The sequence below is a fragment of the Pseudobutyrivibrio sp. AR14 genome, from assembly GCF_900101325.1.
GTDB lineage: Bacteria > Bacillota > Clostridia > Lachnospirales > Lachnospiraceae > Pseudobutyrivibrio.
This window is the reverse complement of the sequence record NZ_FMUY01000004.1, coordinates 217,735-239,245: the sequence shown is the minus strand read 5'-3', so window position 1 is coordinate 239,245 and position 21,511 is coordinate 217,735. Positions and strand designations below refer to the sequence as shown.

Below are 21,511 nucleotides of genomic sequence, written 5' to 3'. Positions count from 1 at the left end.
TATCGGCTGCATTTTAAATTGAGAGTAGTAGATATGAGGAGAGTATAAAAGTATGCGAGCATACGAAAGATTGTTGAACTATGTAAAAATATACACTACAAGTGACGAGGAGAGCACCACTGTTCCTTCTACAGCCCGTCAGTTTGACTTGGCTAAGATTCTTGTAGATGAGCTTCAGTCGCTTGGTGTGACTGATGCCAGAGTAGATGACAAATGCTATGTCTACGGCACTATTCCAGCTACAGCTGGCTACGAGGACAAAAAGTCCCTAGGTTTCATTGCCCACATGGATACTGCACCTGATTTTACAGGCGAGAATGTTAATCCTATCGTGGAGGAGAACTACGACGGTGAGGATGTGGTGCTTGGCACATCAGGTCGCGTGATTTCAGTGGCTGATTTTCCACATCTTAAGTCCCTTAAGGGCCGTACCCTCATCCACACGGATGGTACTACACTTCTTGGCGCTGATGACAAATCAGGTATTGCCGAGATTATGACATTTGTGGAGGAGCTTTTAAATAGCAATGAGCCGCACGGCAAGATTTGCATTGGCTTTACTCCAGATGAGGAGATTGGTGCTGGTGCAGATCATTTTGATGTTAAGACATTCGGTGCTGACTTCGCATATACGGTAGACGGTGGCGAGGAGAATGCAGTGGAGTACGAGAACTTCAATGCAGCAGGTGCCACTGTTAAATTTAACGGTGTCAACATTCACCCGGGTGATGCCAAGGACATCATGGTAAATGCAGCCCTAGTTGCAATGGAATTCAATGCCATGCTTCCACCTACAGAGGTGCCTAGCAAGACTAGTGGATATGAGGGATTCTTCCATTTGACAGATATGTCAGGTGAGGTTTCTACTGCTAAGCTTTCATATATTATTCGTGACCATGACGAGAAAAAGTTTGCAGATAAAAAGAAGGTGATGGAGCACGCAGCCAACATCATCAATCAGAAATATGGCGAGGGCACTTGCGTACTTGAGATAAAGGACCAGTACCAGAATATGCTTGAGAAAATCAAGCCACACATGTTCCTTATCGATTATGCATTTAAGGCACTTGAGGATGCTGGGGAGAATCCAAAGGCAGTTGCAATCCGAGGCGGCACAGATGGTGCCAGACTTTCATTTATGGGACTTCCTTGTCCAAACCTTGGCACAGGCGGCTACAACTTCCACGGCCCAATGGAACACATTACCGCGGAGGGCATGGACACTGTAGTTAAGGTGCTTCACGGCATCGCCCGCCAATTCGCCGAATAACGTGGCAAAATTATATGACACATATTCAGCCAATAGATTTAATGATAAAGCTGTAGATAACAAGCTATTAGAATTGTGGAGATGACATGTAGTCATCGGAACAATTACTAATGCTTGTTAGCGTAAGAGCTTTATCTTATATAATAAGGATAATTAATAGGGGTAATATAATGTCTTCAGAGAAGAGAAAAGAGATATTAATAGATGTTATCATGGATGCTCTGTCAGGCTTGTGCATAGGTATTGCTCTTTATAATTTTGCTGCCGATGCAAAATTTCCACTGACAGGTTTTACCGGTATCGCCATGATTTTTTACCAGTATTTCAGATGGAATATTGGTATGCTTACTTTGGTTATGAACATACCGCTGATATTTATTTGCTACAAGGTGCTTGGTAAAAAGTTTTTGCTTAAGAGCCTTAAGACTATGGCCATTGGCACTGTGTTCATGGATTTTGTGGCGCCTTACATTCCAAAGGCAAATATAGCCAATCCGCTTTTGAATGCCATGATAGTCGGTGTGTTTACAGGCTTGGGCTACGCCCTTGTTTACATGCGCAATTCATCTACTGGTGGCGCAGATTTCATCATGATGCTTATCAAGGCCAAGCATCCACATATGACACTTGGAAGAATCTTTTTCATCGTGGATGTGGTGATTATTGTGATTGATACCATCGCTTACGCTCATTCATTTGAGGCTCTCTGCTATGGTTTTGTCATCAGCTACATCGGTTCAATCGTAGTTGATAAGGTAATGATTTCTGCCGACTCTGGTATGATGTGTATGATTGTCACCAACAAGGCCGAGGCAATCGCCGATGCCATCGACAAGGCGGTGGAGAGAGGTACCACCATTTTTACTGCAAAGGGCGGTTACAAGGGCGACGAGAGACAGGTGCTTATGTGTGCTTGCTCAGACAAGCAGATGTACCAGGTAAATCGTGTTGCAAAAAAGATAGATGTTGACGCATTTATTGTTATAATGGAATCAAAGGCAGTGTATGGCGAGGGGTTCAAACGATTTAAAGGATAGAAAGATATAGACGAGGTTATTTTATGTCAGAGAAGATATGCGTTCTTGGTGTTGCAGGTGGATCTGCTTCAGGCAAGACTACAATCATCAACAAATTACAGGATTATTTTGGAGAGGACATTGCGGTAATCAGCCACGATGCTTACTACAAGGCTCATCCAGATATGACTCTTGAGGAGCGAAGCCATTTGAACTACGACCATCCAGATTCATTTGAGTCTGACAGAATGGCAGAGGATGTTAGAAAGCTCATTAAGGGCTACGCAATTGATATGCCAGTTTACGATTATGTGGTTCACAATCGTTCAGAGGAGACAGTTCGCATCGAGCCTAAGACTGTGATTGTCATGGAGGGCATTCTTATTCTTGAGAACAAGGAGCTCCGTGATCTTATGGATATTAAAATATTCGTAGATACGGATGCAGATGAGAGACTTATGCGTCGAATCAAGCGAGACATGATTGAAAGAGGACGTAGCATCGAGTCAATCATTGACCAGTATTCACAGACTGTTAAGCCTATGCATGAGGAGTTTGTTGAGCCATCGAAAAAATACGCTGACATTATCATTCCTCGCGGTGGAGAGAATGCGGCAGGTCTCGACATGCTCATCACATATATGACTAAGAAATTGCATGCAGAACTATAATAGAATATGATAATTTATAAGAGGCACCTGATGTGCCTCTTAATTTAAAAATAACTGGAGAGATTATGGCATCAATTAAAAAGATTAAATTACATATTGTTTTGTTCTGGGCGGCGGTGCTTGCTGCTGGCATTTGGACTCTAGATTATTCCACCGGGTCCATTAATAGTGTTGTGGTAGCGATAGCTGCAGTTGGCTTCATAGTTTCAATAGTTAAGTCATATAAAAATGATGGATTCATTGGAGACAGTTTTGCTTTAAAGACCACTGTAGGACGAGTTCCTGTTTATGATTACATACGATTTGTGGCAGTTGTTTTGGTAATCGTTGTCCATGTCATCGGCGTGGATTTGGACATAGCTGTGGACATGGCAGGCACACCAATTTTTGCTGGACTGGATTTTGCCAGATGGTGGGCACTGAATTGCAACGTGCTATTTGTAATGCTTTCGGGAGCGCTTTTGCTTCCATATAAGCAGGAGCCAGTCTTATCGTTTTATGGTAAGAGACTTACAAAAATCGTGATACCACTAGTTGTCTATTACATGTGGTACTACACATTTTTCGGTCAGAGAACAGAGGGCACCCTGGATTCTCCACTTGAGATAGTCCTTGGGATTCTCACTGCAGACATTAAGAGTGTTGGAGCATATCACTTCTGGCTTTTATATGTGATTATCGCCATCTATATTGTGGTTCCATTTTTGCGAATGATGCTAAGAGATTTATCATACCAGCACCTTACAGGGCTTGTGGCAGTTACTGTTATCATTTTAACTTACGCAACATACTTGCCGCTGAAGACTGGCTTTGATGTCAGCTATCTTGGCTGGTGTGGTGTTGCAATAGCAGGCTACTGGTGCTCAAAAGATGACAGTAGAAAATACGACAACTGGCTTATAATACTTGGCGTTATTTCAAGTGTTGCCATGTGGCTAGTGTTTAAATATGACTTGTATTACAGCAACACACTTTGGAATTTATCACCATACAGAGTGGTAGTAGGACTTGGACTATTTGCCATTTTCTTTAAGTTTAAAAACGGCTTAAGAGATTTTTGTGTCGTTCGACTTGTTAGTAAATACGGATTTTCAATAATGCTGATTCACTACTGGATTATTGGAAATGTTTTAAGAAAAATCTGCGGCATCGGCTCAGTGATGTACAAGGGATTTGGAGCTGTTATTTCAGTTGTTGTTACTTTGGTGCTTTCATTTATAGCAGCATATTTAATCGACAATCTGATTGTCTCAGTTTTTTCATCTTTGATTGATAGAATAAAAAAGATAAAATAATACAAAGGGAGTATTTATTTTAGAAAGGGTAATTTAAAATGCATGAATTAGGTATTGTATTTCACGTGGCAAAGCAGGTAGAGGCTGTGGCTGCTGAGAACAAGGCAAAGCACATCGACGAGGTAGTGCTTTCAATAGGAGAGGTTTCAACAGTTATTCCAGATTATCTCATTGACTGTTGGGGATGGAATGCGAAAAAATATCCTCTTTTAGATGGAAGCAAGCTTACTTGCGAGACTATCAAGGCGGTGACATTTTGCGAGGATTGCAAGCAGGAGTATGAGACTGTTGCCCACGGCAAGACATGTCCACATTGCGGCAGTGAAAACACATATCTCGTTACTGGAAATGAAGTAATACTCAAGGAAGTTATTGCGGATTAATTGACTTACTAGTTTAGGAGAATAATAAATGAATCAATCAAAAAGTAATTCCATACAAGGATTGCGATTTTGGGCGATAGGATTAATTGTAGCTTCCCACTGCGGATTTTTATCACAGGGAGGCCTGGGCAATTGCATATTCTTTGCAATGAGCGGATTTTTTGCATGCCAGCCATTTGCAGATGATGATTATGAATATGGATATTTTAGCCCTGCTAATTTCATAAAATATTATATTAAGCGTATCCTTAGAATCATGCCTGTGGCCTGGCTTGTGATGGCATTTGCAGCATGGGGGCTTAGGTATCTTGATTTCAGGGATTTTACCACAGAAAATAGCTTGCTTTTAAACATGCTTTTCCTTAACAGCAAGGGACACCTGTGGTTCTTGCAGCAGGAAGTATTCTTTTACATCTTGGCCCCATTTATGATTCTTATCATAGGGCTTGTGAAAAAGATTCTTTCAGTTGTTATTAAAAAGGGCGCGCTGAATCTTGTGATTTTCATACTGCTTACAGTATGTGTTTTCCTTTCCTACAAGTATGTGCCAATGACTGGGATTTTGCTTAAGGGCAACGGAGCTGCTACAGTTCCGATGCTTTGGCTTTTCCTTATTGGTATGTCATTTGCCTACTTGTACAAGGTGTTGAGATCCGATATTAGAGCATCAAAGAGCATTGCATCTCTTTTTTCAGTGGTAGGTTCCATGTTTGTAGTTACATGCCTTATTCTTACTATTGTCACATCGGAGGAGATTCTCTCTGGAATAGATGCTAAATACGCAGGCTTTTATGTTGGATGGGAGCATCAGATAATATGTGCATACCTGGCAGCTGCTGTGATGGTGACACTGGCACTTCTTCCTAAGAGCAGCATGGTTAACAGATTCCTTGGCAACAGCGCATTTACAGCACTTGGCAATGCATCCTTTAGCTTGTATTTGATTCATTTCTTCTTGATTGGATATTTTGCAGAGCTTTCTGTATACAGCAGATTATTGGTAGTGGGAGTGCTGAGTATTGCAATGGCACTTATGCTTTACAATTATGTGGAGAAGCCTATTATGGCGGCTTCCAAGAAATGGTTTAGAAAATAATATATTTTTACAGGAAAAGAACCTCGGGTGGCTGAAGCCCGAGGTTCTTTACGGTTTTGCATATCCCCGGAATGAATATGCAAAGTAGGGAGAAAATATATGAATGGTCCGAATGACCTTGTAACAAACTAATTAAAAGAAACAACAAAGATTGCATAACAGATTGAGGAAAGCCATGCTGATGCACCAACGTGCAAATCCGGCATATGGTCTGGCGTAACCGTAGCTTGTGCCTCTGGTTTCGTACCAGCTCCGACTCCAATCTATACTCTGTTGAAACTGTCTATATCTAAAGTTGCCAGGCTCTAAGGCGATGGCACGTCTAATAAACTCTCTAGCATCATTGAGATTGCCCATTCCCTGGGAAGCTACTGATGCGAAGAAATACCATTGGCCATTGCGCTGCTCATCTGGGATAGATGAAAGTACATTAAGCGCAGCGGCAAACTGTCTTGCGTTAATATAATTGGCTGCAGCCTGCATCTCCACAGATGCCTGTGAGTAGCTATAGCTGTAACTGTTGTAGCTGCTGCCTGAGTAGCCATAGGAGCTACCTCCGAAAGAGGAACCACCATTTTGGCGCTCGTCCATTATCTGATTGTAAGCTGCTTGTATTTCTTTAAATTTTTCCTCAGCCTGAGCCCTGTTTGGATTGTTAACATTGGCATCAGGATGGTACTTTCGACTGAGGGTGCGGTAGGCCTTTTTGATTTCCTCTTCTGAGGCACTCTGGCTTACTCCTAAAACCCTATAAGGATCAATCATTACTATCTGTTCTCCTTAGGAGTATTATCTTTTTTCTTTTCCTTAAGTTGCAGGTATTCGTATCTAGTCCAAACACCTGAATAGATAATATTTCTGAGAATCTCAGCATTCTCAACAATAGGAAGTCGCTCAAATGACTTGGCACATTCTGCCATGAGGGAGGTGAGGTTAATCCTAACAAAGGTCTCAAACTCCTTAGGTGATTCCTTTTTCAAAGGTAGAAGCGGATTGTAGCTTCCAGTTTTCTCATCCTTTTTCAAGTCATCATAAGCATCAATTATATATATGAACTTGCCCATGTAGTACCCCATACAATGTAGGGTCTTGGACCAGGTATCATCTTGCCAGTTAAATAATTCACCAAGCATTTCTCCGGTGTAGCTTGAGACTACATCGATGTTGGTCTCTTTTTTGGCCTCGGCCACGTAAAGCTTTGCAATATAGCTTTCGATTGCAGCAGTCTGCCTCGGGTAGTTAACTTTTATTCTGTCGTAATCCTTTTTTAGAAGATTAGCAGCCATACCTGAGATTTTGGAATGGTCATCCTTGAAGTTGTCCAACAAACTGTGATAGGAGAGGATGATGTCCATATCTGCTGCGTATTCAATTGCCTTGCTTGTATATCCATGTTTTGTCTTAAGTGGATGAATCAAGCAATGAAAATCATTGCAATCAAGCTCTGGCTCATAAAGGCTCTGTAGCAAAATACTTAAAAAGCAAAGGTCATAGTTTAATAGCATCTGCCCTTTGAAACTGGCCTTTTTGCCAAGTTGACGGCAGAGTCCACAATAGAAACTTTGGTAAGTTTTTCTGTCCTCATCGGAAAGTTGTCTTAAATCTGCATTAATATATCCAAACAACTCTTTTACCTTATACTTTCTTAATAAACTGTGTACGGCATTTGCTGCATGTTACTTGTATTTTACCGCGTCCTCTTGGAGCACGGAGTTTTTGCTTGCAATTAGGGCATTTAAAAATTGCATACATCTTTCGCTGTGAAGCGTTGTATTTTGCCCTCTCGATTTTATTTCTTATGTCGCGTGGGTTGAACTTGTATCTTATTTTAGCTGTCTTGGTTAAAAACCATTGGTTCTCACTGTATCGCTTCTGATAGTTTTTGGAGAACATTCGCCAAATACTATACGCAAGGCATGCCACTGCAATTAGATAAACGATATTAGAATGTGTGATCATGGTGAGAATCATAAATATCAATGATAGAAAAGTAATAAATCTACCAAGTGAATCTACACCAGTACGACCTGCGAAAAACTGAGCCATCCTATATCTGAAATTGTTCATGGCGTTCCTCCTTGCCGAAGTTCATAGTTGCAGATTAAACTTTGTAAAAGTGAGAGTCAACAGTTTCGGGGGATATTTAATAAACGTTTAAGAAATGATTAATAATACTTGATAAAATATAAGAGTTAGGTTAAACTAACTGTAGTTTAATAAGTTGCACTGAAGTAAGAAATATGATAACATTCATTACATAATGAGTTGTGTGCAATTAATATTTTGAGGAATATTCTATAGAGGGATTTCTTTATTATGTAACCTGTTGTTTAGGAGGAAGAGATTGTGAGAACTTATGTAAATGAGTCAGCAGAGAATTATCTAGAGACCATTCTTCTACTTAGTAAGAAGCTTCCAGTTGTTCGTTCTGTTGATATTGCTAATGAACTTAATTTTAAAAAATCATCAGTTAGTATTGCTATGAAGAATCTTCGTGAGAAGAATCACATTACAGTTACTGATGCTGGATATATTTACTTAACAGACGCAGGCAAGGAAATCGCTGAGATGATTTATGAGAGACATGAGCTCATTACAGAGATTTTGGTTAAGCTTGGAGTTGATGAGGAGATTGCAGCAGAGGACGCTTGCAGAATAGAGCATGTCATCAGCAAGGAGAGCTTCAAGGCTGTTAGAGATTATGCCAAGGACAAGATTCTTAAATAGATTGATTATCCCAGCCCAGTTTTAAGGGCTGGATTTTTATAATATGAAGGTGAAGTTATGGATATTGCAGAAAACAGTGTAGAACAAAGAGATTTAATAGTGCAGCAGCTTAGAGAGGCAGGTTGTCGTATCACTAAGCAGCGTCTTGTTGTTCTTGATATTATTTTAAATGGGGACCCATCCTGCGTTAAGGAAATCTACCGCGAGGCCATCAAGGTAGATAAAAATATAGGTAGCGCCACTGTTTATCGTATGGTAAACACTCTGGAGGAGATTGGGGTGTTGAACCGCAAGAATATGTATCAGGTAGACTGCTCTGTTTGCGAGCAGCACTGCATTGATGAGGACTGTGATACCGATTGTCCTGGCGGAGCATGCACTGCCTGCGAGACCAATGTGGTGGTGACCCTCGATGATGATACTAAGCTGGTCCTTGACAGAACTCAGGTTAAGGAATTGCTTGAGGCAGGCTTACACGCCACTGGCCGGGTTAAGGATTCCAAGAAAATTGCCAGGTTGGCGATGTAGGGCAATTAATATTACGAAGATGTTGAAAGACTCGGTTGGATGTAGATTAAGCAAGAATAGATAAATAAGCTAGTAGCTGACAAGCTCTGAGTGTTGCTTTAGAGTTACATGTTAGTAACTCGAAGTAACATCTCAGGCTTGTAAGCGTAACTAGCGTAAATTTTATATATATTGAATAAATACGTTATCTGATGTATTATTAAAGGGCTGTTTAGCGTTAGCTAGGCGGCCTTATGTTGTTATTAGAAAAGAGGAGAGAAACATGACTCAGTCACGTACACACAACTGTAATGAGCTTCGCCTTTCAGATGCTGGCAAGCAGGTTACATTAGTTGGTTGGTTCGAAAACATTAGAAAGGTGTCTAAGAATCTCGGTTTCGTTATTCTTCGTGATTTTTACGGCACTACACAGATAGTTATTGAAACAGAAGAGATGATGGCTGTTATCGATTCTGTAAATAAGGAGTCTACAATCTCTGTTACTGGTGAGGTTCGTGAGCGTTCATCTAAGAACTCTGAGCTTCCTACAGGTGAGATTGAGGTTGTTCCTACATCAATTGAGATTCTTGGAAAGTGTACTCACAATGAGCTTCCATTCGAGATTAATCGTTCAAAGGAAGCTGACGAGAATACACGTCTTAAATATCGTTATCTTGATCTTCGTAATCCAGACGTTAAGAGCAAGATTATCCTTCGTAGCAAGATCGTGGCAGAGCTTCGCAGCGCCATGATTGCTCACGATTTCATGGAGATTACTACTCCAATCCTTACATGCTCATCACCTGAGGGAGCACGTGATTACCTTGTTCCAGCACGTAATCACCCTGGCAAGTTCTATGCACTTCCACAGGCACCACAGCAGTTCAAGCAGATTCTCATGGCATCTGGTTTTGATAGATATTTCCAGATTGCACCATGTTTCAGAGATGAGGATGCCAGAGCTGATCGTTCTCCAGGAGAGTTCTACCAGCTTGATATGGAGATGGCATTTGCATCACAGGAAGATGTCTTCGCAGTAGTAGAGGATGTGCTTCCACCTATTTTTGCTAAGTACGGCGTATACAAGAGTGCTTCTACAGCACCATTTGTACGTATTCCATACCTTGAGGCAATGGACAAGTACGGTTCAGACAAGCCAGATCTTCGTATCGATTTAGTTCTTCAGGATGCTACAGATGTTATGGCTGACTGTGGATTCGGTCCATTCGAGGGCAATGTTGTTAAGGCTATCGTTGTTGATAATCTTACAGCTACACGTAAGCAGATTGATGCTATGATCGCTGAGGTAGAGGTTGCTACAGCTCAGAAGACATACTGGTTCAAGCTTGATGAGAACGGCGAGATCGTTGGTGGTATCGCAAAGTTCCTTCAGGAGAGAAAGCAGGCAGTCATCGATGCACTTGGCCTTAAGCCTGGTGATTTCGTTGGTCTTGCAGCAGGTCCACTTCTTGTTGCTCAAAAGACAGCTGGTGTATTCAGAAAGCTTCTTGGCGCTGCAGCTGAGGGCCACATGAGAAAGGATACATACGAGTTCTGCTGGATCGTTGATTTCCCAATGTACGAAATCGGCGAGGAGTCAGGAGAGCTTGAGTTCTGCCACAACCCATTCTCAATGCCACAGGGCGGTATGGATGCTCTCAAGAATCAAAAGCCACTTGATATCTTAGCTTACCAGTACGACTTAGTATGTAATGGTGTTGAGCTTTCATCAGGTGCTATCAGAAATCATGATCCAGAGATTATGATTGAGGCATTCAAGCTTGTTGGTCTTGGCGAGGATGATGTTAAGGCTAAGTTCCCAGCTATGTACAATGCATTTACTTATGGTGCACCACCACACGGCGGTATCGCTCCTGGTGTTGACCGTATGATTATGCTTATCGCTGGTGAGGAATCAATCCGTGAGATTATTCCATTCCCAATGAATAAGAACGCACAGGATATTATGATGGATGCTCCTGCAACTGTAGATCAGAAGCAGCTTGACGATGTACACATCGCAATCGTAATGCCTAAAGAAGATTAATTACATTTTAATTATGAATTCATAGCCACTATGTTACACTCTCAAGCCTTGGATGTTGCACCGCTAGACTAAAATGTCTAGCTAAGCAACACCAAGAGCTTGATAGCTACATAGTGGCTATTATATTATAGAGGTGTATTAATTTTCTTTAGGCGGCGCTTTTTCCTTGGGCAGCCTTGATTAATCGTCAAAAGGAGACGGAGGATATAATGAAAAAATTTAGAGACAGACCATGGTATTCACTTGCGGTTTCCATTTGTATAGGTGTTATTTTGTTTGTAGTGCTTATTCGAATTGGAAACATTTTTGATGGCATAGCAACATTTATAGGATTCTTTTCCACTGTATTTCTAGGGGCGGTTATTGCTTACATAATCAATCCTCTTGGCAAGTTATATAGGGACAAATTGTTTGGTAAACTAAAAAAAGAGGGCGTAAAGACAGCCCTTGGCAATATGCTTGCATTTGTGACAGTAATCATTTTCCTAGTCATTTTTGGACTTACTGTTGTGCCACAGATGATTGAGAGCATCAAGCTTTTTGCCAGCAATTTAGATGGCTATGCAGCAGGACTGCAAAAGACCCTTGTGGCATTTGGTGTTTCAAGCAATATTATTGATTTAAATGAGTTTGTTACCTCATCATCAGATTTGATTAATACAGTCACCAAATTGCTATCAGATAACATTTCAACAGTGCTGTCAGCTACAGCTAGTTTAGGTAAGACTCTTGGTACTATTTTCATTGCATTTTTGCTTTCTATGTACTTTCTTGCAGAGAAGGACAGACTTGTAAAAGGCGGCAAAAGATTTCTCAAGGCGCTTTGCAAGGACAAATATGATGATGTAAAATATGTAATTAAAAAGAGCGATTACATATTGAGCAGATATATCGTTTTCAATATTTTAGATGCTATTGTAGTAGGTATCGTAAATGCGATATTCATGGCGATTGTGGGACTTCCATACATAGGACTTGTGTCTATGGTGGTTGCGGTTATGAATCTTATCCCTACATTTGGCCCTATTATTGGCGGAGCCATTGGTGCATTTTTACTTTTACTTGTTAAGCCATGGTATGCTGTAGTATTTATCATTTTCACCCTCATTTTACAGATGGTGGATGGATACATTTTAAAGCCAAAGCTTGTAGGCGATTCTGTTGGAGTCTCTGGACTTTGGGTGCTTATTGGCGTAATTGTAGGCGGCAAGATGTTTGGCATAGTTGGTATTTTGCTTTGCATTCCAGCTGTTGCTATTTTAGATATGTTGTACTCAGATTTTCTGCTTCCTTGGTTGGAAAAGGGCGGCACATCTGAGGACAGTGCTGATGGGAACAATTAATTATATATAAAGGGAGGTTTTATCATGGATGTAAAGGACATTATCGCAAAGGTTTCAGGCAACAAGGATTTGGTTGAGCAGATTAAGAAAGCTGACCCAAAGCAGGTGAAGGGCCTTTTAGACAAAGCTGGACTTAAGGTTGATGAGTCTGACGCCAAGGCAGTTAAGGCTGCATTATCTGATGGCAAATTAGATTTAAACGATATCAAGAATATCGCTGGAGGATTATTTAAGTAGGATAAAGGAGGGGACCATGGCATCAAAAGTATATTTTATCAAGGATGTTACAGCTGAGGCTGTAGTTAAAATGTACGACATGCTGGGAATCAAATTGCCTGGAAAGGTAGCTGTAAAAGTTCACTCAGGCGAGGCTGGCAATCAAAACTATCTGAAGCCGGCTTTCTGGAAGCCTATGGTAGAGCATGTTAATGGCACTATCGTAGAGTGCAACACAGCCTATGAGGGAGAGAGAAATTACACCGACAAGCATATCAAATTATTGAAAAAGCATGGTTGGAATGATTATTTTGATGTGGACCTTATGGATGCTGAGGGACCTGATATTGAGATACCCGTTAAAAATGGTACCCATCTTAAGACGGATATCATGGGTAAGAATTTCCTTAACTATGATTCTATGCTAGTGCTTTCTCATTTTAAGGGTCATCCTATGGGTGGCTACGGCGGAGCACTTAAGCAGCTTTCAATCGGTTGCGCCTCATGTGCCGGCAAGGTCAAAATCCACTCAGCTGGCAAATACGACAAGGCCAGTGAGCAGGATGTAGTGTGGACAGATTTGCCAGAGCAGAATGCATTTCTTGAGAGCATGGCTGAGGCAGCATCGGCTGTAGTTGACCATTTTGGTAAAAACATTGCATTTATAAATGTAATGGCCAACATGTCTGTAGACTGCGATTGTTGTGCAGTTGCTGAGGACCCATGTCTCAAGGACATCGGTATTTTAGCCAGCTTAGATCCAGTTGCTATCGACAGAGCATGTCTTGATTTAGTCTATGCTTCAAAGGATGTGGGTCGTGATCATTTCCTTGAGCGTGTCACATCAAGAAACGGTGAGCACACCGTAGACACAGCAGCAAAGCTGGGGGTAGGTAGCCTCCAGTACGAATTGATTGAGCTGTAGGATTTATAGAAGGAGCAGTTTTTTAGATGTCTTATTTAATCAAAGATACCACGAAAGAAGAGCGAGAGAGAATCGTCAAGGAATCTCTGGGCAATATCGAGGCCAACTGCGATGGTTGCATGGCAGGCCTTGCAGAGATGTACGAGGACTACATCGACGGCAAAAAGGAGCTTCGCGACATTAACATGGAATTCAACGCCAGATACGTAAAGGGCGAGGACATGGAAGGCCGCGGCACCAGCTGCGTCATGTAGGCAGTAGTTTCTATAGTGGTTAAAAAAGTGAAGGGATAGCCCTTCACTTTTTTGTTAGCAGGATTTTTTGTTCCGGATTTTGATACTACTGTAATAAAGAAAGTACTGATTGAGTATCTGTATTTGCCTGGGCAAGCATTGATTGTCCTGCCTGCTGTAAAATATTATTTTTCGAAAAGTCCACCATTGTGGCTGCCATGTCTGTATCTCTGATGCGTGATTCTGCAGCTGTTGTGTTTTCAACGATGTTGTCTACATTTTTTACAGAATGCTCTAGTCTATTTTGTATGGCGCCAAAGTAACTTCTCATTTCAGAGACTCGCATAATTGCGGAGCCCACTATATCGATGGAAGCTGTAGCAGTATCTTCTGTTGTAATATCAAGTTTCTCTACGCCCAGGGCTTTTGCAGTAGCGTTTACACCCTGAACAGTGATGCCTTCATTGGCTTCGTTAGTTGACTGGAGAAATAACCTGTCATTGCCCACTCCATCTATATGGCCAAATGTAATAGTTTTTTCCTCGTCAGGTTTGTATTTCAGGAATTCTAAATCAAATTTTTCTTCAACAGCATTGAAGGTGTATTTGGTGTATTTATTACCATCTGTCCATGGGGCTGAATTCTGGTATCCGTCAATATAATGTGGATGAAGGTGGCCTTTGGATGTTAAAAACAATTTGACTAATTCACTATCTGAATTTTCATCGCGCAGATAATTACCAAAGTATAAATAGTCTTCATCATTTGTATGAAGATTTTTTGCTACTGGTGTATAAAAATTAATTGAAGCTACATCATTAATATTTAAGCTAGGATAGGCATCGTGCAAGATGCTAGAAACTGAACCACTTGTTCCCTGAATCAATCGGCCCCAGCCAGTATCAACAACAGTACCATCCTTGAAAGTGTAGGTTCCAGAAAAATATACTCGCTCAGGAAATATACTACCTGTACCTATGTTGTAATATTTATCATATATGGCATCTTTTATAGTTACATCGTTTGTACCGTAATTTACGCCGTTTATAGTAATTTCTCCACCAAAGTCATTTATAAGCTGAAAATCACAAAGACCTACTTGGGCAGGGACCTTTTGTATAGCGGTACTGCCTATTTCTTTTATGTAAGTATCTGCATTCAGAGGAAAAATCTTGTTGTTAAATGATGTGGTTTTTGCGATTCTATCTATCTCGTCTCTCAACTGATTGATTTCGTACTGAATATCCATTCTGTCGGAATCGGTATTTGTTCCATTTGCAGCTTGAACGCATAGCTCATTCATTCTCTGGAGCATATCATGAGTTTCGGTTAAAGCGCCATCAGCAATTTGTACTAGGGAAATACCATCTTCGATATTTGTAGATGCTCTACCGAGACCATTGATTTGTTTGCGCATTTTTTCGGAAATGGATAGACCTGCGGCATCATCAGCAGAGCGGTTAATTCTATAACCACTTGAGAGCTCTTCTTGAGTCTTGACTATTGAAGAATTTGTGATGTTTAACATGCGGCTTGCGTTGCTAGCCGAGATATTATGCTGAACTACCATAACTATTCCTCAGAATCCATTTACCCAACAAAAAATGAACCATCCATAGTTCAGTAGTCACCATCCTTGATACTATAGTTATCGGCTGTTGGAGATTGGATATTAGAGGTGGCAGGAAAAAGCTATTGAGTTGTGGGATTTTGGAGTTGGTTACTGCCTGTGGGGGATATTTGGATTTAGGCAGTAGCGATTTTGGAGTTGGTTACTGCCTAGATTGAGAAATTGTGTTTAGGCAGTAGTGATTTTGGAGTTGGTTACTGTCTGGATTGGAAAATGGAAATTAGGCAGTAGTGATTTTGGAAAAAGGTTACTGCCTGTATGGGAAAATTGAATCTAGGCAGTAATGATTTGAAAAAAGGCTACTGCCTATATGGGAAAATGGAAATTAAGCAGTAGTGATTTGGAATTTTGCTACTGCCTATATGTGAAAATGGCAATTAGGCAGTAGTGATTTGGAATTTTGCTACTGCCTGTATGGGAAAATGGAAATTAGGCAGTAATGATTTGAAAAAAGCGTACTGCCTAAAATGGAAAAGAGATAATAGGCAGTAGGATGTAGTGTTGATTGCTGGGAGATTGAAGGGGGAAGTGGTAAAATGGAGAGGTGAATTAGGAAAGAGTTAGGCATAATTTGTAGGTGGAGGGAAATGATGGATAAAAAGCTTTTGACCACAGCGCTAACTAGAGTGTTAGCAGGAATAGTGATAATGGCAGCACTGATATTTATACCGGCAGGGACCTGGGCCTATTGGCAGGGATGGTTGCTTCTTGGGATATTATTTGTTCCGATGATTGTAGCAGGATTTGTACTTATGTACAAAGCTCCAGAGCTTCTTAAGAAGAGGCTTAATATGAAAGAGGAGCAGAAGGAGCAAAAGCTGGTGGTGGCCCTCAGTGGGACTATGTTCATGGCAGCTTTTATCCTGGCAGGATTGAATTTCAGATTTAATTGGATGGTATTTTCAGATTGGATTTGTATTGCAGCAGCGATTATATTTTTAATCGCTTATGCACTCTATGGAGAAGTCCTTCGAGAGAATGAATATCTATCGAGAACCATTGAAATACAGGGGAATCAGAGGGTAGTTGATACAGGACTCTACGGGGCAGTTAGACACCCTATGTACATGGTGACGCTAGTTATGTTTCTGGCCATGCCAGTAGTTTTAGGCTCTATAATTTCGCTAGTCATAACGCTACTATACATTCCAATAATAGTCTTAAGAATCAAGAATGAAGAGAAAGTTCTAGCAGAAGGCCTGCCTGGCTATAGAGAATACATGAGAAAGGTGCGAAGCAGGCTGATTCCACATGTGTGGTGAAACTAAATATTCTTCTTACATACATCCTCAAGGCAGCACTGGTCGCAGTGAGGTGTAGTGCGGGCGGTGCAGACAGCACGGCCATGGTCTACTAGTCTGTGGCAGAGTTCGTTGCCTTCTTCTGCAGGGACGATTTTTCTAAGAGCCATCTCTACTTTGGTTGGCTCTTTTATATTGTCTACAAGTCCGATGCGGTTGGATAGACGGATGGCGTGTGTGTCAGTGACGATGGCAGGCTTTCCGAAGACATCACCAAGGATGAGATTGGCTGATTTGCGCCCTACGCCTGGTAAGGCCAGAAGTTCTTCCATGGTGTCAGGGACCTGGTTTTTGTATACGTCTCGGAGCATTCTCATGCAAGCAACGATGTCCTTGGCTTTTGATTTGCCAAGGCCGCAAGGGCGAACGATAGCCTCAACATCGCTTACCTCTGCATCCGCAAGGGCATCTATGGTTGGAAACTTTTCATATAAGGAAGGGACAATCTGGTTGACACGCTCGTCTGTGCACTGAGCAGCAAGACGTACCGATACCAGTAGCTTCCATGCCTGGTCGTAATCCAGAGTGCAGTCGCTGTATGGATATTCCTTTTTTAATCGATCTATTACTATTAAAGCCAGTTCTTTTTTTCGCATTTTATCACCTGTGATTTAAAAGATTTTCTTCATTTATTAAGAAATAGGATAGAGGGTTTTAATGGTTTTTGCAATATGCTAATTAACTGATAATTCAAGGAAAAAACTTGCAAAGCATCTGTATAAACAGGGTGTTCAACAAGAAAAGAGTTTGCTATAATAGTTAGTGAATTTTTTAACAAGGAGCAAAAAATGGATAACTTATTTAACTCACCAGCAGAGGTGATTGAAGGAAATATTTGTGGCGGAGAGAAAAAAGTTAATTTGCCACTTTCTAAGATGATTTTACTTGGCATTATGGCTGGAGCATTTATTGCTCTTGGTGGAGCGACTAGTTCTACAGCAGCTCATGCTATTACAAATGTTGGCGTTTCTCGTTTCGTAGCAGGCGCTATTTTCCCAGTTGGTCTTATGCTTATTACATTTATTGGAGGCGAGCTTTTTACAGGTAACTGCCTTACTTCAATGGGTGCTATGGACCACAGATTTTCATGGGGCAAGGTAGCAAGAGACCTTGCTATTATCTGGGTTTCTAATTTAATCGGTGCACTTATTATTGTGGCACTTACATATTTTTCTGGAAATCTTGATTATTCAGGTGGATTGCTTGGTGCGTATTCTATCAAGGTGGCTCTTGGCAAGGCGACTATTTCACCTATCAAGGGTATTACTTCTGGTATTCTTTGCAATATTTTAGTTTGTGCAGCTATTTTAATGGGTGCAGCAGCAAAGGACATTGGCGGCAAGGTTTGGGCTATTTTCTTCCCAATCATGGCTTTTGTTGTTGGCGGATTCGAGCACTGCGTTGCAAATATGTTCTATATTCCAATGGGCATTTTCGCAGCTCACAACGATGCCTATGTTGCTAAGGCTGCTGAGGCCTATGGCATTACAGCTGACCAGTTGTCTAATCTTAGCTTGGCAGGCTTTATTACCAACCAGATTCCTGTAACTATCGGAAATATCTTAGGTGGAATGGTGTTTGTTGGTTTGCCATGTTTCTTGGCTCACTGTAAAAAGTGCAACAATAAATAGTAAAATTAAGTTTAATTTCTAACATTTTGGCATTGGCGTTTTGATTGAAAAGAAAGTGTTTCTATGTTACAATCGGAGAGGTTTTGGTAATCAATTTGGTTGTTCTATAGGAGAATTTTTTATGGAGAACTACAAGTCAGAATTTATAGAGTTTATGGTGGAGTCTGATGTCCTCAAATTCGGTGATTTTACATTGAAGAGCGGGCGGAAGTCTCCTTTTTTTATGAATGCAGGAGCATACGTTACAGGTAGCCAGCTCATGCGTCTTGGCGAGTATTATGCCAAGGCTATTCATGACAAATATGGCGATGATTTCGATGTTTTATTTGGACCTGCTTACAAGGGGATTCCTCTTGCTGTTATTACTGCTGAGGCTTTCTACAAGCTCTACGGCAAGGAGATTAAGTACTGCAGCAATCGTAAAGAGGAAAAGGACCACGGCGCAGATATGGGCTCACTTCTTGGATACAAGATTCAGGATGGTGACAGAGTGGTTATGATTGAGGATGTTACTACTTCTGGTAAGAGCATGGAGGAGACAGTTCCTATCGTTAGAGCTCAGGGAGATGTTACTATTGTGGGACTTATGGTTTCACTTAACCGTCAGGAAGTTGGACTTTCAGGTGACAAATCTAAGACAGCTCTTGATGAGGTGGCAGAGACTTATGGATTTGCTACTGGAGCTATCGTTTCAATGGACGAGGTTGTTGAGCATCTTTGGAACAGAGAGTGTCAGGGCAAGGTCGTTATCGACGATGCTATGAAGGCACGTATTGACGAGTATTACAAGCAGTACGGAGTTAATTAATGACTAAGATTTACAAACACAGACGCAACAGATCCGGCAATCAGCTGAAGGCTTTGCCTATTGAGGCTATGTATGCCGCTGGCGTTTCTGTCTTTTCATTAATTTTATATGGAGCCATTATTGCTGGCTCAGTTTACATGTCGGGAGAGACTCCTAAGTGGTTGGGAGGCTCTGCTACATTGTGCTTTTGTATAGCACTGGGAGCGTTCATTTACAACATCGGTCAGATGAAGACCAAGACAGAGTTTAAATACAGAATCATCTGCCTTGGTGTCAGCACATTAGCCATGATTGTGTGGACTGCTACTATTGTTTTAGGGATGATTAATTAAAAGGAATTTGGTAGATGAGCAACACATTTTATAAAGAGACAGATGATATCATCGAGCGCTACGAGCTTGCTTGTGAGCGTATCTCTACAATAAAAGAAGACAAGGACTTGCCTGATAATCTTCAGGGCTTTTTCAACCAGGTTGCAGATTTTATTTTGACTGTTGTACCTGTTATGAACAAGGCGATTGCAGGCGAGCTTGCTAATAGATCTTTAGAGGAATGCCAGCAGGATGCAGATTCAATTTTCGCTATTTATTCTGCAGAGCACTATTCTAATAGCTTCCTTTGCCCTACATATGCAGTGGAGCATCTTGGACAGGAGCTTGGTGGTATTCTTTCTCATGTATTCTACAAGCTCACTAGTATCATTCGTGTAGCTTTTGCTGGTAGACTTGATTTGTTTACTATTTACATGGAGCTGTTCCTTCAGGTTTATGGCGAGTGCCAGATGGAGTCTGAGGACAAGTATCGCAGAGAGGGCGTGGAGAGTGCAGTATACTCATTCCAGCACGACTATTGCCAGATATTCATTTCTGAGAGCACTATCTCTATGATAGATCCAGAATATGATTTCTATACAGATATTATCGTAAATGCGGATTTATCTGATGACAGATATATGTATCGCTACGGTACGTACATTGGTCCTAATGAGCGTGGTATTGCGGCTCATTTGCGCAGTCTTCCACATGAGGATGTGGTTGCTATGGCTCGTACCTATGTAGAGGGTTACATCAAGGGATTTGAGGTGACCGGCAAGGACATTTCCAAGAAGGAGACTGTTGAAGTTCATGCCCCAGTTGGTTTTGAGCTTATGACTCGCGAGGCTATTCGCCTATTTAACGAGGCAGGTCTTGCAGTTACAGTCCGCTACGGTGGCACTACAGGCAGAAATCTTTTCTCCACTGTTCCTAACAAGCAGTGCGAGTATGACCATAAGAATGACAAGGCCTACATTTGGGACAAGGGTCTTGCAGATAGGATGCTTGAGGTTCTCAAGAATACATATGAGAAACACAAGGATTTGGCTGCTGTATTTGGTGGCCCGGCAGTTATTGAGACATTTGGCGAGGTACCTTTCGAGCCTGCTAACTTTGAGGCTAATTCAAAGTACACAGAAAAGCAGGATGAGTTAAATGTATATTTTGCTAGCCAGAGTGGACAGATTACTAATCAGTACGTTAAGGGTGAGGAGCGCAGCTTTACTATTATTGCTTATCCTATTCCTGAAATCGGCAAGGATTTCAACGAGATTTTCAACGAGACAGTTGCTGTCAACACTATGGATTATGAGCTTTATAAGAATATTCAGCAGCACATCATCGATGTGTTAGACCAGGGCGACAGAGTTCATGTGACAGGCCGCGGTGACAATCACACAGACATCACTGTTAAGCTTCATCATTTGGATGACCCTTCTAAGCAGACTAATTTTGAGAACTGCGTTGCTGATGTGAATATTCCTGTTGGTGAGGTGTTTACTTCACCTGAGCTTGAGGGCACAAATGGAGTGCTTCATGTTACACAGGTATATCTTAATGAGCTTGGCTATCGCAATCTTGAGATGAAGTTCGAAGACGGCAAGATTGTTTCATATACATGCAGCAATTTTGACACTGAAGAAGAAAATAAAAAATATATTTTTGATAATGTGCTTTTCAAGCATGAGACATTACCTATTGGTGAGTTCGCCATTGGTACTAATACTAGAGCTTTTGTCATGGGTCAGAAATATGGTATCGCTGACAAGCTTCCAATTCTCATCGCAGAAAAGACTGGTCCACATTTTGCAGTAGGTGATACTTGCTATTCACATGCCGAGGATGTAGCAATGTACAATCCAGACGGCAAGGAGTGTATTGCCCGCGACAATTCATGTTCGCTACTTCGCAAAACCGATTTTTCTAAGGCATATTTTAATTGCCATACAGATATTACAATACCTTATTATGAGCTCGGTGATATCACAGTAATCACCGCCGATGGTCAGGAGCTACCTGTAATCAAGCAGGGCCGCTTCGTAGTGCCAGGCACCGAGGTGCTCAATGAAGTACTAGACGCTTAATAAGCGAGAGAATA

General features: G+C 41.3%; 23 protein-coding genes. 18 read left to right on the top strand and 5 right to left on the bottom strand.

Features of this window, described 5'->3' with window-relative positions; all coding sequences use genetic code 11:
• Nucleotides 1-52 precede the first annotated feature (52 nt).
• The 6 genes from pepT (at nucleotide 53) to BLP50_RS05520 (ending at nucleotide 5,731) form a co-directional block, all read left to right on the top strand.
• Nucleotides 53-1,270: a peptidase T gene (gene pepT, locus BLP50_RS05545; protein ID WP_090152237.1), complete on the top strand. Its 1,218-nt coding sequence runs from the start codon at nucleotides 53-55 to the stop codon at nucleotides 1,268-1,270.
• 170 nt (nucleotides 1,271-1,440) lie between these two features.
• Nucleotides 1,441-2,307: a YitT family protein gene (locus tag BLP50_RS05540; protein WP_090152234.1), complete on the top strand. Its 867-nt coding sequence runs from the start codon at nucleotides 1,441-1,443 to the stop codon at nucleotides 2,305-2,307.
• 23 nt (nucleotides 2,308-2,330) lie between these two features.
• Complete coding sequence (gene udk / locus BLP50_RS05535) at nucleotides 2,331-2,957, top strand: uridine kinase (protein WP_090152232.1); 627 nt, start codon at nucleotides 2,331-2,333, stop codon at nucleotides 2,955-2,957.
• A 65-nt stretch (nucleotides 2,958-3,022) separates the two neighbouring features.
• Complete coding sequence (locus tag BLP50_RS05530) at nucleotides 3,023-4,252, top strand: acyltransferase (RefSeq protein WP_143001125.1); 1,230 nt, start codon at nucleotides 3,023-3,025, stop codon at nucleotides 4,250-4,252.
• A gap of 38 nt (nucleotides 4,253-4,290) precedes the next feature.
• The gene (locus BLP50_RS05525; RefSeq protein ID WP_090152227.1) at nucleotides 4,291-4,635 is read left to right on the top strand and encodes a hydrogenase maturation nickel metallochaperone HypA; all 345 of its coding nucleotides are present in this window, start codon (nucleotides 4,291-4,293) and stop codon (nucleotides 4,633-4,635) included.
• Between the two features lie 28 nt (nucleotides 4,636-4,663).
• Nucleotides 4,664-5,731: an acyltransferase family protein gene (locus tag BLP50_RS05520; RefSeq protein ID WP_090152224.1), complete on the top strand. Its 1,068-nt coding sequence runs from the start codon at nucleotides 4,664-4,666 to the stop codon at nucleotides 5,729-5,731.
• A 132-nt stretch (nucleotides 5,732-5,863) separates the two neighbouring features.
• Here the strand turns inward: BLP50_RS05520 and BLP50_RS05515 are convergent, their stop codons facing one another.
• The 3 genes from BLP50_RS05515 to BLP50_RS05505 are packed head-to-tail and all read right to left on the bottom strand — an operon-like array spanning nucleotide 5,864 to nucleotide 7,798.
• A complete protein-coding gene (locus tag BLP50_RS05515; protein ID WP_090152222.1) occupies nucleotides 5,864-6,496 on the bottom strand; it encodes a J domain-containing protein in 633 nt (210 codons plus the stop codon).
• 2 nt (nucleotides 6,497-6,498) lie between these two features.
• Nucleotides 6,499-7,356, bottom strand: a complete 858-nt coding sequence (locus BLP50_RS05510; protein ID WP_090152219.1) for a DUF5685 family protein — start codon at nucleotides 7,354-7,356, stop codon at nucleotides 6,499-6,501.
• A 10-nt stretch (nucleotides 7,357-7,366) separates the two neighbouring features.
• Nucleotides 7,367-7,798 (bottom strand): TFIIB-type zinc ribbon-containing protein, encoded by a 432-nt coding sequence (locus BLP50_RS05505; RefSeq protein ID WP_090152217.1) that lies wholly within the window; start codon nucleotides 7,796-7,798, stop codon nucleotides 7,367-7,369.
• Between the two features lie 279 nt (nucleotides 7,799-8,077).
• Here BLP50_RS05505 and BLP50_RS05500 point away from each other — a divergent pair, with 279 nt between their 5' ends.
• From BLP50_RS05500 to BLP50_RS05470, 7 genes are all read left to right on the top strand, one after another.
• Nucleotides 8,078-8,458 carry a metal-dependent transcriptional regulator gene (locus BLP50_RS05500; protein WP_090152216.1) on the top strand — a complete coding sequence of 127 codons (381 nt, stop codon included), beginning with the start codon at nucleotides 8,078-8,080 and terminating at the stop codon, nucleotides 8,456-8,458.
• 57 nt (nucleotides 8,459-8,515) lie between these two features.
• On the top strand, nucleotides 8,516-8,986 hold the full coding sequence (locus BLP50_RS05495; RefSeq protein WP_090152213.1) for a Fur family transcriptional regulator: 471 nt from the start codon (nucleotides 8,516-8,518) through the stop codon (nucleotides 8,984-8,986).
• Between the two features lie 262 nt (nucleotides 8,987-9,248).
• The gene (gene aspS / locus BLP50_RS05490; protein ID WP_090152210.1) at nucleotides 9,249-11,012 is read left to right on the top strand and encodes an aspartate--tRNA ligase; all 1,764 of its coding nucleotides are present in this window, start codon (nucleotides 9,249-9,251) and stop codon (nucleotides 11,010-11,012) included.
• 209 nt (nucleotides 11,013-11,221) lie between these two features.
• Nucleotides 11,222-12,355 (top strand): AI-2E family transporter, encoded by a 1,134-nt coding sequence (locus BLP50_RS05485; RefSeq protein WP_090152207.1) that lies wholly within the window; start codon nucleotides 11,222-11,224, stop codon nucleotides 12,353-12,355.
• Nucleotides 12,356-12,379: 24 nt separating this feature from the next.
• The gene (locus tag BLP50_RS05480) at nucleotides 12,380-12,592 is read left to right on the top strand and encodes a hypothetical protein (RefSeq protein ID WP_090152204.1); all 213 of its coding nucleotides are present in this window, start codon (nucleotides 12,380-12,382) and stop codon (nucleotides 12,590-12,592) included.
• Nucleotides 12,593-12,608: 16 nt separating this feature from the next.
• Nucleotides 12,609-13,496, top strand: a complete 888-nt coding sequence (locus BLP50_RS05475; protein WP_090152201.1) for a DUF362 domain-containing protein — start codon at nucleotides 12,609-12,611, stop codon at nucleotides 13,494-13,496.
• A 26-nt stretch (nucleotides 13,497-13,522) separates the two neighbouring features.
• Nucleotides 13,523-13,750, top strand: a complete 228-nt coding sequence (locus BLP50_RS05470) for a purine biosynthesis protein PurH (protein WP_090152198.1) — start codon at nucleotides 13,523-13,525, stop codon at nucleotides 13,748-13,750.
• A gap of 85 nt (nucleotides 13,751-13,835) precedes the next feature.
• On the opposite strand, the gene BLP50_RS14440 is transcribed toward BLP50_RS05470, so the two are convergent.
• Nucleotides 13,836-15,299 carry a flagellin N-terminal helical domain-containing protein gene (locus tag BLP50_RS14440; protein ID WP_242869220.1) on the bottom strand — a complete coding sequence of 488 codons (1,464 nt, stop codon included), beginning with the start codon at nucleotides 15,297-15,299 and terminating at the stop codon, nucleotides 13,836-13,838.
• Nucleotides 15,300-15,946: 647 nt separating this feature from the next.
• Between BLP50_RS14440 and BLP50_RS05460 the strand changes: the two genes are divergently transcribed.
• Nucleotides 15,947-16,621: a methyltransferase family protein gene (locus tag BLP50_RS05460; RefSeq protein ID WP_242869219.1), complete on the top strand. Its 675-nt coding sequence runs from the start codon at nucleotides 15,947-15,949 to the stop codon at nucleotides 16,619-16,621.
• 2 nt (nucleotides 16,622-16,623) lie between these two features.
• Here the strand turns inward: BLP50_RS05460 and BLP50_RS05455 are convergent, their stop codons facing one another.
• Nucleotides 16,624-17,256, bottom strand: coding sequence for an endonuclease III domain-containing protein (locus BLP50_RS05455; RefSeq protein WP_090152191.1), 633 nt, complete (start codon nucleotides 17,254-17,256; stop codon nucleotides 16,624-16,626).
• Nucleotides 17,257-17,448: 192 nt separating this feature from the next.
• On the opposite strand from BLP50_RS05455, the gene BLP50_RS05450 reads away from it, so the two are divergent.
• From BLP50_RS05450 to BLP50_RS05435, 4 genes are all read left to right on the top strand, one after another.
• Nucleotides 17,449-18,291 carry a formate/nitrite transporter family protein gene (locus tag BLP50_RS05450; protein ID WP_090152188.1) on the top strand — a complete coding sequence of 281 codons (843 nt, stop codon included), beginning with the start codon at nucleotides 17,449-17,451 and terminating at the stop codon, nucleotides 18,289-18,291.
• 121 nt (nucleotides 18,292-18,412) lie between these two features.
• Nucleotides 18,413-19,099 carry an orotate phosphoribosyltransferase gene (gene pyrE, locus BLP50_RS05445; RefSeq protein WP_090152186.1) on the top strand — a complete coding sequence of 229 codons (687 nt, stop codon included), beginning with the start codon at nucleotides 18,413-18,415 and terminating at the stop codon, nucleotides 19,097-19,099.
• Nucleotides 19,099-19,431, top strand: a complete 333-nt coding sequence (locus tag BLP50_RS05440; RefSeq protein ID WP_090152183.1) for a hypothetical protein — start codon at nucleotides 19,099-19,101, stop codon at nucleotides 19,429-19,431. Before pyrE ends, BLP50_RS05440 begins: the two co-directional genes overlap by 1 nt.
• 14 nt (nucleotides 19,432-19,445) lie before the next feature.
• On the top strand, nucleotides 19,446-21,497 hold the full coding sequence (locus BLP50_RS05435; RefSeq protein ID WP_090152180.1) for an aminopeptidase: 2,052 nt from the start codon (nucleotides 19,446-19,448) through the stop codon (nucleotides 21,495-21,497).
• Nucleotides 21,498-21,511 lie beyond the last annotated feature (14 nt).

Bases quoted from the DNA above. Each gene is read 5' to 3' on its own strand.
- BLP50_RS05530 (WP_143001125.1), top strand. From the start codon at position 3,023: ATGGCATCAATTAAAAAGATTAAATTACATATTGTTTTGTTCTGGGCG.
- udk (WP_090152232.1), top strand. From the start codon at position 2,331: ATGTCAGAGAAGATATGCGTTCTTGGTGTTGCAGGTGGATCTGCTTCA.
- BLP50_RS05450 (WP_090152188.1), top strand. From the start codon at position 17,449: ATGGATAACTTATTTAACTCACCAGCAGAGGTGATTGAAGGAAATATT.
- BLP50_RS05505 (WP_090152217.1), bottom strand. From the start codon at position 7,798: ATGAACAATTTCAGATATAGGATGGCTCAGTTTTTCGCAGGTCGTACT.
- pepT (WP_090152237.1), top strand. From the start codon at position 53: ATGCGAGCATACGAAAGATTGTTGAACTATGTAAAAATATACACTACA.
- BLP50_RS05515 (WP_090152222.1), bottom strand. From the start codon at position 6,496: ATGATTGATCCTTATAGGGTTTTAGGAGTAAGCCAGAGTGCCTCAGAA.
- BLP50_RS05455 (WP_090152191.1), bottom strand. From the start codon at position 17,256: ATGCGAAAAAAAGAACTGGCTTTAATAGTAATAGATCGATTAAAAAAG.
- BLP50_RS05460 (WP_242869219.1), top strand. From the start codon at position 15,947: ATGATGGATAAAAAGCTTTTGACCACAGCGCTAACTAGAGTGTTAGCA.
- BLP50_RS05485 (WP_090152207.1), top strand. From the start codon at position 11,222: ATGAAAAAATTTAGAGACAGACCATGGTATTCACTTGCGGTTTCCATT.
- BLP50_RS05540 (WP_090152234.1), top strand. From the start codon at position 1,441: ATGTCTTCAGAGAAGAGAAAAGAGATATTAATAGATGTTATCATGGAT.
- BLP50_RS05435 (WP_090152180.1), top strand. From the start codon at position 19,446: ATGAGCAACACATTTTATAAAGAGACAGATGATATCATCGAGCGCTAC.
- BLP50_RS05475 (WP_090152201.1), top strand. From the start codon at position 12,609: ATGGCATCAAAAGTATATTTTATCAAGGATGTTACAGCTGAGGCTGTA.
- BLP50_RS05520 (WP_090152224.1), top strand. From the start codon at position 4,664: ATGAATCAATCAAAAAGTAATTCCATACAAGGATTGCGATTTTGGGCG.
- BLP50_RS05495 (WP_090152213.1), top strand. From the start codon at position 8,516: ATGGATATTGCAGAAAACAGTGTAGAACAAAGAGATTTAATAGTGCAG.
- BLP50_RS05525 (WP_090152227.1), top strand. From the start codon at position 4,291: ATGCATGAATTAGGTATTGTATTTCACGTGGCAAAGCAGGTAGAGGCT.
- BLP50_RS05440 (WP_090152183.1), top strand. From the start codon at position 19,099: ATGACTAAGATTTACAAACACAGACGCAACAGATCCGGCAATCAGCTG.
- BLP50_RS14440 (WP_242869220.1), bottom strand. From the start codon at position 15,299: ATGGTAGTTCAGCATAATATCTCGGCTAGCAACGCAAGCCGCATGTTA.
- pyrE (WP_090152186.1), top strand. From the start codon at position 18,413: ATGGAGAACTACAAGTCAGAATTTATAGAGTTTATGGTGGAGTCTGAT.
- aspS (WP_090152210.1), top strand. From the start codon at position 9,249: ATGACTCAGTCACGTACACACAACTGTAATGAGCTTCGCCTTTCAGAT.
- BLP50_RS05480 (WP_090152204.1), top strand. From the start codon at position 12,380: ATGGATGTAAAGGACATTATCGCAAAGGTTTCAGGCAACAAGGATTTG.
- BLP50_RS05470 (WP_090152198.1), top strand. From the start codon at position 13,523: ATGTCTTATTTAATCAAAGATACCACGAAAGAAGAGCGAGAGAGAATC.